Source organism: Streptomyces sp. NPDC056161 (assembly GCF_042268025.1).
GTDB lineage: Bacteria > Actinomycetota > Actinomycetes > Streptomycetales > Streptomycetaceae > Streptomyces.
In genome coordinates this window covers 1-9,321 of record NZ_JBHJUV010000116.1, presented here as the reverse complement: position 1 = coordinate 9,321, position 9,321 = coordinate 1, and the positions used below count along the sequence as shown (strand labels likewise).

The following is a 9,321-nucleotide window of genomic DNA, read 5'->3' as shown; positions in this document are numbered from 1 at the left end:
AGCCCTTGTGGCTTGCCCGAGCCGTGTGCGGTGATAAGTCGCATGCACGGTTCCGAGGGGGCGGCGGCGCAGCAATGCGCCGTCGCTACCCGACCCGGGGGTGAGATTCCCCCGGGCCACCCGACTCCGATCTGACGCCGTCTGAACGCCTCACCAAGCTGCGTGCCGTGGAGGCGTGGCTGGAGTGGCATCTCGGTGACACCCGGCGGAAGATCGCACAGGTTGAACAGCAGGCACGTGTCGTCCACGGCTACATCACTGAGCAGGAACGGAAGGCGGGACGGCCGGTCGGCGTCACGATCCACGTCGCCGACTGCGACCGTATTCAGCATCCCGTCGCCGCTCTTGACGCCACGAAGGCGCAGTACGCGCTGCTCAAGGACTCGGGATTCAACCATGCTTGTGAGCACTGCAGGCCGGACGTAGCCCTGGGTATCACGAAACCCGAGAGCTAGGAGCGTGGGTCAGTATTCGCCGTCGTGTGGGTCCAGGTGATCTCGAAGTACCTGACGCGTTCATCTTGTCCGGCCGGCCGCACGCCGACTGCCATCATGACGTGCTGGGACGCGATGTTGTCGTGGTCGGCGTCGCCCTTCACACAGGTGACACCGCGTGACCGCGCGAACAGCAGCAGTCCGCGGAGGGCTTCGGAGGCGTATCCCTTGCCTCGCGCTGACGGGATGATGCGCTTCTCACTTACACCGGCGCGCAGGTCGACGCGGACGCTCCCACCGCTACCAAGATCCCGCGCGACGGCCTCGAAGCCTGGCTGCGTGACCTGAGGACGGCCGCGCAGGCCGGTACCCACGACGGCCGGAACTGACGGGCCGACAGCACCTCACCGGGCAGACCGGCTCATCCGGCGGTTGTAGCGTGGCCGGATGAGGAGCGACGGATATCGGGACGTGGCCGAGGCCGCGTGGTCGTGGGTGCTGGACCACGTGCGCGAGGACGAGGGTCCGTGGCTCGTGGAGACGGTGGTGGAGGGCGCTCCGGAAGCCCCGTCACCGGCACAGGACCGCGACTCGCTGTACGCGGGAATCGCCGGCCTGGCCCCGGTGCTGGCCGAGATCGCGCAGTACCGGGAACTGAGCGCGACGGAAGTGGCACTGGCGACCGGCATCGTGACCAGGCTGTCGGCACAGGCCGGGCGGCGGACGGAGCCCTCGCTGTACGACGGCCTTGCAGGCGACGCGACGGCGCTCAGACTGCTCGCCCCGGGCGAGGAAGCCGTGGCGCTGCGGCGGCTGGCCGTCCTGGCCACCGGCGACGGATGGAAGACCACGCTCGATTTCGAGCCGGGCTCCGACGCGCCCCTGACCGACGTCATCATGGGGACCGCGGGCGTGGTGATGACGGCGGTCTGGGCGAAGAGCGAGTTCACCGAGGTGATCGCGACGACGGGAGGTGAGGCCCTGCTGCGGGCGGCGGACCGTACGGAAGCGGGCCTCGACTGGGGCATGACGCCGGGGAGACCGTCGAGGGCGCCGAACTACTCGCACGGAACGTCCGGGGTCGCGGCCGCACTGGCGGTCGCGGGCGCCGCCCTGGACCGCGAGGACTTCGTCGAGGCCGCGGTGGAAGGCGCCCGGCACGTCCTCTCGGTGGGGTCGTTGAAGGACGCGGGCTTCGTCGTCCCGCACACGATCCCGCCGTCGCGCCGGGAGGTGGAACCGGTGACGTACACGTGGTGCCACGGCCCGGCGGGTACCTCGCACCTGTTCACCGCGCTGGCGCACGCAGGGGTCAACGAGGTGGCGGGCCACCACGTCGACGAACTGCGGCAGCGCTGTCTGACCTCGATCCTCACGTCGGGTCTGCCGGAACGCCTCCGTCCCGGTTTCTGGGACAACGACGGCCGTTGCTGCGGATCGGCAGGCGTCGGAGACGTCCTGCTGGACGCCGCCCAGGACTGCCGGGCGCCGGAGAGGAGGCAGACCCTGCTGCGGGCCGCGCACCGCATGGGCGATGCGCTGGTCGACCGGGTCGTCAGGGACGGCGCGGGCGCCCGTTGGCGCTTTCTGGAACACCGCGAGGACCCGCCGCTGCTGCCGCCCCGTACGACGTGGATGCAGGGCGCGGCAGGCATCGCGGCCTACCTGCTGCGCCTCGCCCGGTACGGCGAGACCGGCCCCGACGCCCCGGTCGTGGACCGCCCGGACCAGTGGTGGGCGGTACCGGCACACCTGCGCAGTACCCGGACGGAATCATGAGCGAGTGACCTCATTCGAGACAAGTAATCCATAACGATCTCAGCAAAGCTGACCACGACCACGCACGAGGGCCCGCGGCGACCCACTGGCGCTTCGCGATCTTTCATGCGAGATGATCTCGATATGCGTGGTGGGGATGGACTGTTCGAGGTCGAGCCGGTTGAGAACAAACGGTCTCGGGGCCGTCCGGCGGTGGTGGACAAGACGTTTCGGGCCTTCGACCCGCACCAGGTCCTGCTGCTGCCTCCGTCGCTGGACGACTGGCTGCCCGAGGACCACCTCGCCCGGTTCGTCGCCGACCTGGTCGACGAGGTGCTCGACCTCTCGCCGGTGCGGGCGGACTACACCAAGAAGCGCGGCTACCCGCCCTACGATCCCCGGCTGATGCTGCGGCTGCTGATCTACGGCTACACCACCGGCGTCCGCTCCTCGCGGGCGATCGAGCGCAAGTGCACCGACGACGTCGCATTCCGGTTCCTGGCCGCCGACCACGCCCCGGACTACCGCTCGATCGCCCGGTTCCGCCGCCGTCACCTGGATGCCCTCGCCGACCTGTTCACCCAGTCCCTGTACCTCGCGCAGAAGCTCGACATGGTCAAGATGGGCCGCGTCGCCGTGGACGGCACAAAACTGGCGGCCAACGCCTCCAAGCACAAGGCGATGAGCTACGGCCGCCTGGTCGACAAGGAGGAGCGCGTCGAGGCCGAGATCGCCGCGCTGGAGGCCAAGGCCCACGCGCTGCTGGCCGACGCCGAGGCCACCGACACCGCCGAGGACCAGACCTTCGGCCCTGACGGCAAGGACGTGGACCTGCCCGCCGAACTCGGCCGCCGCGAGAAGCGCCTGGCCAGAATGCAGGCCGCCCGCGCCCAGATGGAGGCCGAAGCCGCCGACAAGGCACGTCGTCACGCCGAGGAGAAGGAACGCCGCCGCCAGGAGCGGGCCGGCACCAGCGACGAGCAGGCCGTCACCGACGCCGGACAGCAGGCCGCCGCGAAGGCGCGTCCGAAGCCCAAGGCGCAGGCCAACTTCACCGACCTCGACTCGCGGATCATGAAGAACAGCGACGGCGCCTACATCCAGGCATACAACGCCCAGGCCGTCGTGGACGAGAAGCACCAGGTCATCACCGCTGCCGACGTGATGACCAACCCCTCCGACGCGCTGAACTACACCACCATGCTTGACCAGTCGGCCTGGAACACCGGCCGCCACCCCAAGCAGGCGCTGGTTGACGCCGGCTACTGCTCCGAGGCCAATCTCAACGCCGCGAGGGACCGTCAACTGATTCTCGGCATTACCCAGCAGGAGCTCAACAGGCTCGTCGGTGACGCCTACCGTGACCATGTTGCCGATTCCATGCGTCAACGTGGGCTAAGCGTAGTCACTGATGCAACGCACCCCGACATGCTGACCTTCGATACTCCGTTCGGTGAGCGCAAATATGACATCGGACTGCTGGATTCGAATGGGAACGTCACTCACTATATTGAGACCAAGTCCGGCTATGCGGGGAAGAAGCCCGCGCAGGCAGCCAAGGATGCCTGGCTCGAAAAGAAGTACGGAATTAACGTGACTTACGTGTTCGATGGCGACGGAAGCTAGAAGTGTGGAGGTGAATGAGTATGGCTTTTGAATGCGGGGCTCTCGGTTATTCGAATGAGCGCTCTTCGCTGGAGGCGCTCAAGGAATTGCTGAGGTATTTGGAGTCCGAAGACTCGACGGTATCGCACGACGTCGTCAAGGAGGGAGAATCTTGGGCCGCCACTACGCTCAAGATCAGCCGACCGGGTGAAGTGGAAATCCAGCAGTATGTTCAGGTGAGTGTGGGGGGTGAAATCCTGGGGTTCTACCTGGAGGATGCCCGGGAATCTCTCGATGAAGGGGTGCTTAGCGGTAGGGATTTGATGTTTACCACTACTCTCAGCGGCGTGACGGATCCCATCGTAAACGACCGGATTATGGCCTATGCCTTGAGTGAGTGGAGAGGGATTGCGTGGGACGAGACGTCGGGTTTCACTTCTTCCTGAGGTTACTGGGGGTGGTAGGTGACGAGTAGGCGCGTCAGCTGGCGCCCGTAGCTGCACAATTGGTGACCACCTCGCGCCGCGCGCACGGCTGCGGCGCTCTCGACCATCGGTGCGCGCTCGCGGTACAGGCAGTCGAGTACTTGGCGGACGGCTGTGTCGTTGTGCTTCACGCTGTGACAGATCTGTTGGTGGACGGTTCGTGAGGCTTTAAGTGGGCAGTTCGTTAGGTTATGTCCGTTTCTGGCTTAGGGTGGGAGCAAGGTCGCTGGTGGAGGTTCTGTCCGCTATTGCTTCCTGGCGAAGTTGCCGGTGTTGGTCTCGGTGAGGATCCCGAGTTTGACCAGGCGTTTCAGCTTGGCGCGGGTGCCTTCGACGTTCTTCGGCAGCAGTTCGTGGCCGAGGGCTTCGCAGACGTCCTTGGCCCGTAGCGGCCCGGTCGTGTGGTTGAAGGCGGCGAGGATGCGGGGGTAGTCCGGATGCTCGGGCAGCTCCGGCGGGGATGCGGGGAGTCGGCCGGCGAGGCCGGTGACGGTCTTGCGGGTGATCGCGAGGTGCTCCAGGCGGGTCTCGGCCTCCCGCAACCGGGTCTGCAGGTCGTTGATCTGTGCGCGGAGGTCGTCGGCCAGGGCCCGGGCGGCTTCTTCCTGGAGGTCCAGGGCGTCGAGCAGGGGCTGGATGTTCACGCTGCCACCGCCTGCGTCTCGCGCCAGGTGGGGGCGTTCGCTCCGGTGAGGCGCCGGGTCATGACGTGGGTCATCGCCCAGTAGACGCGGGAGGCGGAGGAGGAGGGGCGGTGCTCGTAGTCGCGGACCAGGCGCAGGTGCAGTATCAGGATCCCGTAGGTCTGCTCGACCCTCCACCGCTTCGGCTGCGGCACGAACCCCTTGACCTGCGGGTTGCGTTCGACGATCTCGACGTCGATGCCCAGGCCGGCGCCGTGCATGACGACCTGGTTCTTGAAGCCCTGGTCGACCAGGGCTTTGCGGACGGTGCCGCCGGTGTGCTCGGCGACCTGGTCCAGCAGGACGATGCCCGCGGCGTTGTCGTGGGTGAAGTTCCCCCCTGAACTTGGACAGCGTGTGCTTACGCTGCGGGGGTGAAGTCGTGCTGCAGCCTGGCTCGGGTTTCGAGGGGGGTGAGATACCCGAATTCGGGGTGCTTGCGGAGCCTGGTGCGGTTGTACTCGACCTCGATGAAGCGGAAGACGTCGACGCGAGCCGCCTCACGGCTCTCCCAGATGGTGGTTCCTATCTCCGCCTTCAGCAGTCCGAAAAAGCTCTCGGCTGCCATATGCCGGTTCGTCCCATGCTCTGGCGCAGGTTCAACTTGCTTATTTCGTGGCGGAATTCATCACTGGCGTACTCGCTGCCGCGGTCGGTGTGCATGATGCAGCCCAGCTGCAGGCCGCCCCGGCCGGCAGCCATGTGCAGCGCGTCGGTGACCAGTTCGGCACGGTGGTGGTCGGCCATCGCGTACCCGATCACCTCCCGGGTCGCCAGGTCGATGACGGTCGCGAGATACCACCACCCCTCGATGGTCGGCAGATACGTGATGTCCCCGACGAGTTTCGTGCCCGGCGTGTCGGCGGTGAAGTCGCGGCCGACCAGGTCCGGGGCCGGGGCGGCCTTGGTGTCCTGCTTCGTCAGATGCCGGCGCTTGCGGCGGCTGATACCGCGGATGTCGCGCTCCCGCATGATCCGCTCGACCTTCTTCCGGTTGATCGCGTAGCCCTTGCGGCGGAGCTCGGCGTGCACGCGCGGGGCCCCGTAGGCGCCTCGGGACTTCACATGGATGGCGCGGATCTGTCCGGCCAGCTCATCCTCGGCGCACTGCCGTTCGACAGCGTCGGAACGCGACGCGAGCCACGCGTAGTAGGTGGAGCGGTTGATGCCCAGCACGCGGCACAGCCGCGCGACGCTGTAGCCATCGGGCTTGTCCTCGGTGGCCTTCTCCGCATCGATGAAGAGGCACGCATCGCCTACTTCACGATCTCCTTCGCGAAGAAGGCCGCGGCTTTTACCAAGATCTCGTTCGCCTTCTTGACCTCAGCGAGCTCGCGGCGCAGGCGCCGAAGCTCGTCGCGCTCATCGCTGGTCAGCGCGCCCGAAGGCCCCTCGCCCCGGTCGATTTTCGCCTGCTTGACCCAGCCGCGAAGTCCTTCGGGGCTGACCCCCAACTCCCGGGCGATCTCGGTGACGTTCCGATGCGGCGACGAACGGACGAGCGCGATCGCGTCGCGCTTGAACTCGGCCGTATACCGCTTGCTCATGTTGCTCTTGCCGCTCAACCTGGACTGCTCCTCCGGGACCCAACCGTCCCAGTATCAAGCTGTCCAGTTCAGCGGGGGAACTTCAGCCGATGGGTCCCCCACCAAGCTCGGCACAGTCTGGCCACCAGCCTGCTGCGGGCCGGCGCGAGCCTGACCCACGTCCGCCGCTACCTCGGCCACGTCTCCGAGCGGATGGCCGAGCACTACATCGACCCTCGGGAATTGCATCAGACGGGCGAGAAGTCGCAGGTCACCTGCTCACGGAGAGAGCCTGGCGGACTCCGACGCTACTACGACCTGACGTCCTGACCAGGCATGTTGCCAACATTATCCCGTCTGATGCATGATCTGCCCTCCAGAAGGGATGGTCTGGAGTGGTGCATCAGCAGAAGGTGGCCCTCGCTGGGTCGGCCCGCATGGAGCTTGTCTCCGGTGTGGTCCAGCTGCGTCCGGAGGATGCGATGTTCGACGCGATGCTGCGGGGCTGGCGGGCTCAGCAGAAGTCGCGGGGGCTCAAGGACGAGACGATCGACCCGAGGGAACGGCTGATCCGCCGGTTCCTCGATTTCGCGAACGAGTACCCGTGGCAGTGGACGCCGGCCCACATGGACGAGTGGTCGGCCTCGCTGACGAGCGAGAAGCACCTGGCGCCGTCCACGATCCGCAGCTACCAGGGCACGATTCGGCTGTTCACCGAGCTGCTCATCGACGCCCGCTACGGCTGGGGCCCGGCATGCGAAGAAGCGTTCGGTGCCTATCCGGTGGCCATCGCTCACGAGTGGAACACCCTCCCGCACCTGCAGGATTACGAGGGCGATCCGGAAGCGAGGCCGTTCACACGAGAAGAACTGCAGCGGTTCCTCGACTACGCCGACGACCAGGTCGCACGCGCGGTGAAGTCCAAGCGCAAGGGAGCCCTCGCCGCCTACCGGGACGCGACCCTCTTCAAGGTCATCTACGGCTGGGGACTTCGCCGGACCGAGACGTCCAAGCTGGACGTGGTCGACTTCGGGCGGAACCCGAAGGCCCGCCAGTTTGGTCGGTACGGCACGCTCAACGTCCGCTATGGCAAGGCGAAGAAGGGGCAGCCGCCGCGGCGGCGGAACGTGCTGTCGGTGATGGACTGGGCCGTCGAAGCGGTCGCGGACTACGTCGAGAACGTCCGGCCGCGCTTCGGGTTCCCTGATCATCCGGCACTGTGGATCACCGAACGCGGGGGACGCCTCCAGCCCGGCTCCATCAACGACCGGTTCGAGGCATACCGCGACGCCCTAAAGCTCCCGAAAGACCTAGTTCCTCACTCAATGCGTCACTCGTATGTCACACATTTGACCGAAGACGGAGTGGACAGGCGATTTATCCAGCAGCAAGTCGGCCACGAGTGCGACAGCTCCACGGCCATCTACACGCACGTCAGCGACGACTTCATGAACACTGCCCTGAGCAAGGCCCTGGCCCCGGCGTTCGCCGGCGTCTGACGAGGAAGGACCCCATGATGGCCGCCAAGCTCGACTACCACTGGCACCTGCGCAAGGTCATGGCGGACCGCGGGATGTTCTCCACCACCGACCTCATCCCTCCGCTCGCTGAGCGGGGAATCAGCCTGTCGTCGAGCCAGGTCTACCGGCTCGTCGTCGAGCGACCCGAACGCCTCAGCCTGAAGATCCTCATGGCCCTGCTCGACATCCTCGACTGCACCATGGACGACCTCATCGAGCCCATCGCCGTGGCCGGCTCCGCGACGAAGCCGAAGAAGGCCGCCGCAGGCGGGACTCCGGTCTCCGAAGGAGTCGGCGACCTGCGGCCCCGTCGGGCCCGCATCAGCGGAGTCGACCGTTGACCGGTCTCGCAGAGGAAGTCATCACAGACCCGGTCGGCCTGGTCGTGCGGCTGATCGGGAACGTCGAAAAGCACCTGCCCGCCGAGCGCGTCCGCGACATCGTCCTCACCGTCGTACGCGCACGAGCCGGCCGCCGCAGCCTCGCCCAGGCCCTGCACAACGACCCGTCACTGCTGCGGACCGGACAGCCACCGGCTCCCTACTGCGTCGCGAAACTGCTGATGGCCCTGAACGACGCAGGTGCCCAGAACGTCGCACTGCCCCGCTGCGGCGAGTGCAACCGCGCATGCCGCTACGTCGGCAGCAGCACCGGAGGTCGGTGGGGATGTTCTCCCTGCCTCGACAAGCCCGCCGTCTGCGCGGGATGCCACGAGGAGCGACGCGTCGTCAGCAGGGACCGTCACGACAAACCCCGCTGTGCGAACTGCCCGGACACCGAGGGCGATCCGCTCCAGGAACTCACCGAACTCGTCACGCGCCTCGATCCCGCCGTCAACGACGACGTGGTCCTGGCCGCGCTCGGGCGGGCCACCGTCCGGCCCGCCGGCCAGCGCCGCCTGGCCTGGGCCGTCGTCGCCCGTCCCGAGTTGCTGACCGGCGCCGGTTACGAAGCCCCCACCCCGGCCGCTCTGCGATTCGTCGACGAGCTCATCAAGGCCGGGGCGACCAAGGTCGTCCGACCGGCCTGCCCGCGCTGCCACGGAGTGAAGGCGCTGTCCAAGCTGCTGGACGGCAAGAGGATCTGCCGGGCATGCTTCGCCCACCACGCGGCCGTCCCCTGCTTCGGCTGCGGCGCGGTACGCGAACCCGCCACACGTGACACCGAGGGCCGACCGTTGTGCCCGAACTGCATGATCAGACAGCCCGAGAACCTGGGCCTTGTCCCCGGGGAGTGGACACCTGTTCGTGTCGTTATGCGGCGAGCGTCAGGGTAGCTGACTGTTGCTCGTAGACGATCGGTGCCTGCTG

The 9,321-nt window shown here is 66.9% G+C and carries 11 protein-coding genes and 3 pseudogenes; 8 read left to right on the top strand and 6 right to left on the bottom strand.

The window, feature by feature from the left end; all coding sequences use genetic code 11:
• Positions 1 to 167 precede the first annotated feature (167 nt).
• Positions 168 to 455 (top strand): DUF6233 domain-containing protein, encoded by a 288-nt coding sequence (locus ACFC09_RS45415; RefSeq protein WP_376538973.1) that lies wholly within the window; start codon positions 168 to 170, stop codon positions 453 to 455.
• On the opposite strand, the pseudogene ACFC09_RS45410 reads toward ACFC09_RS45415, so the two are convergent.
• A pseudogene (locus ACFC09_RS45410) lies at positions 452 to 685 on the bottom strand (GNAT family N-acetyltransferase); the annotation flags it as partial. The gene ACFC09_RS45415 and the pseudogene ACFC09_RS45410 sit on opposite strands and share 4 nt — an antisense overlap.
• A gap of 196 nt (positions 686 to 881) precedes the next feature.
• Between ACFC09_RS45410 and ACFC09_RS45405 the strand changes: the two are divergent.
• From ACFC09_RS45405 to ACFC09_RS45395, 3 genes and pseudogenes are all read left to right on the top strand, one after another.
• Positions 882 to 2,213 (top strand): lanthionine synthetase LanC family protein, encoded by a 1,332-nt coding sequence (locus ACFC09_RS45405; RefSeq protein ID WP_376538971.1) that lies wholly within the window; start codon positions 882 to 884, stop codon positions 2,211 to 2,213.
• A 141-nt stretch (positions 2,214 to 2,354) separates the two neighbouring features.
• A pseudogene (locus tag ACFC09_RS45400) lies at positions 2,355 to 3,509 on the top strand (IS1182 family transposase); the annotation flags it as partial.
• A gap of 329 nt (positions 3,510 to 3,838) precedes the next feature.
• Positions 3,839 to 4,243 carry a hypothetical protein gene (locus ACFC09_RS45395; protein ID WP_376538969.1) on the top strand — a complete coding sequence of 135 codons (405 nt, stop codon included), beginning with the start codon at positions 3,839 to 3,841 and terminating at the stop codon, positions 4,241 to 4,243.
• Positions 4,244 to 4,527: 284 nt separating this feature from the next.
• Here the strand turns inward: ACFC09_RS45395 and ACFC09_RS45390 are convergent, their stop codons facing one another.
• From ACFC09_RS45390 to ACFC09_RS45370, 5 genes and pseudogenes are all read right to left on the bottom strand, one after another.
• Positions 4,528 to 4,926: a hypothetical protein gene (locus ACFC09_RS45390; RefSeq protein WP_376538967.1), complete on the bottom strand. Its 399-nt coding sequence runs from the start codon at positions 4,924 to 4,926 to the stop codon at positions 4,528 to 4,530.
• Positions 4,923 to 5,291 (bottom strand): annotated as a pseudogene (locus ACFC09_RS45385) (IS5/IS1182 family transposase); the annotation flags it as partial. The pseudogene ACFC09_RS45385 and the gene ACFC09_RS45390, both read right to left, overlap by 4 nt.
• A gap of 35 nt (positions 5,292 to 5,326) precedes the next feature.
• Positions 5,327 to 5,533 (bottom strand): IS3 family transposase, encoded by a 207-nt coding sequence (locus ACFC09_RS45380; protein ID WP_376538965.1) that lies wholly within the window; start codon positions 5,531 to 5,533, stop codon positions 5,327 to 5,329.
• Positions 5,503 to 6,150, bottom strand: coding sequence for an IS3 family transposase (locus tag ACFC09_RS45375; RefSeq protein ID WP_376538975.1), 648 nt, complete (start codon positions 6,148 to 6,150; stop codon positions 5,503 to 5,505). Before ACFC09_RS45375 ends, ACFC09_RS45380 begins: the two co-directional genes overlap by 31 nt.
• Before the next feature lie 71 nt (positions 6,151 to 6,221).
• Positions 6,222 to 6,530, bottom strand: a complete 309-nt coding sequence (locus ACFC09_RS45370; RefSeq protein ID WP_376538963.1) for a transposase — start codon at positions 6,528 to 6,530, stop codon at positions 6,222 to 6,224.
• On the opposite strand from ACFC09_RS45370, the gene ACFC09_RS45365 reads away from it, so the two are divergent.
• The 4 genes from ACFC09_RS45365 to ACFC09_RS45350 all read left to right on the top strand — a co-directional run bounded on the left by ACFC09_RS45365 (position 6,447) and on the right by ACFC09_RS45350 (position 9,287).
• Positions 6,447 to 6,821 (top strand): tyrosine-type recombinase/integrase, encoded by a 375-nt coding sequence (locus ACFC09_RS45365; protein WP_376538961.1) that lies wholly within the window; start codon positions 6,447 to 6,449, stop codon positions 6,819 to 6,821. The genes ACFC09_RS45370 and ACFC09_RS45365 overlap by 84 nt on opposite strands.
• Positions 6,822 to 6,886: 65 nt before the next feature.
• Complete coding sequence (locus tag ACFC09_RS45360) at positions 6,887 to 7,990, top strand: tyrosine-type recombinase/integrase (RefSeq protein WP_376538960.1); 1,104 nt, start codon at positions 6,887 to 6,889, stop codon at positions 7,988 to 7,990.
• A gap of 14 nt (positions 7,991 to 8,004) precedes the next feature.
• Entirely contained in the window at positions 8,005 to 8,352 is a 348-nt protein-coding gene (locus ACFC09_RS45355; RefSeq protein WP_376538958.1) for a helix-turn-helix domain-containing protein, read from the top strand.
• Positions 8,349 to 9,287 (top strand): hypothetical protein, encoded by a 939-nt coding sequence (locus ACFC09_RS45350; RefSeq protein ID WP_376538956.1) that lies wholly within the window; start codon positions 8,349 to 8,351, stop codon positions 9,285 to 9,287. Before ACFC09_RS45355 ends, ACFC09_RS45350 begins: the two co-directional genes overlap by 4 nt.
• Positions 9,288 to 9,321: the final 34 nt, after the last annotated feature.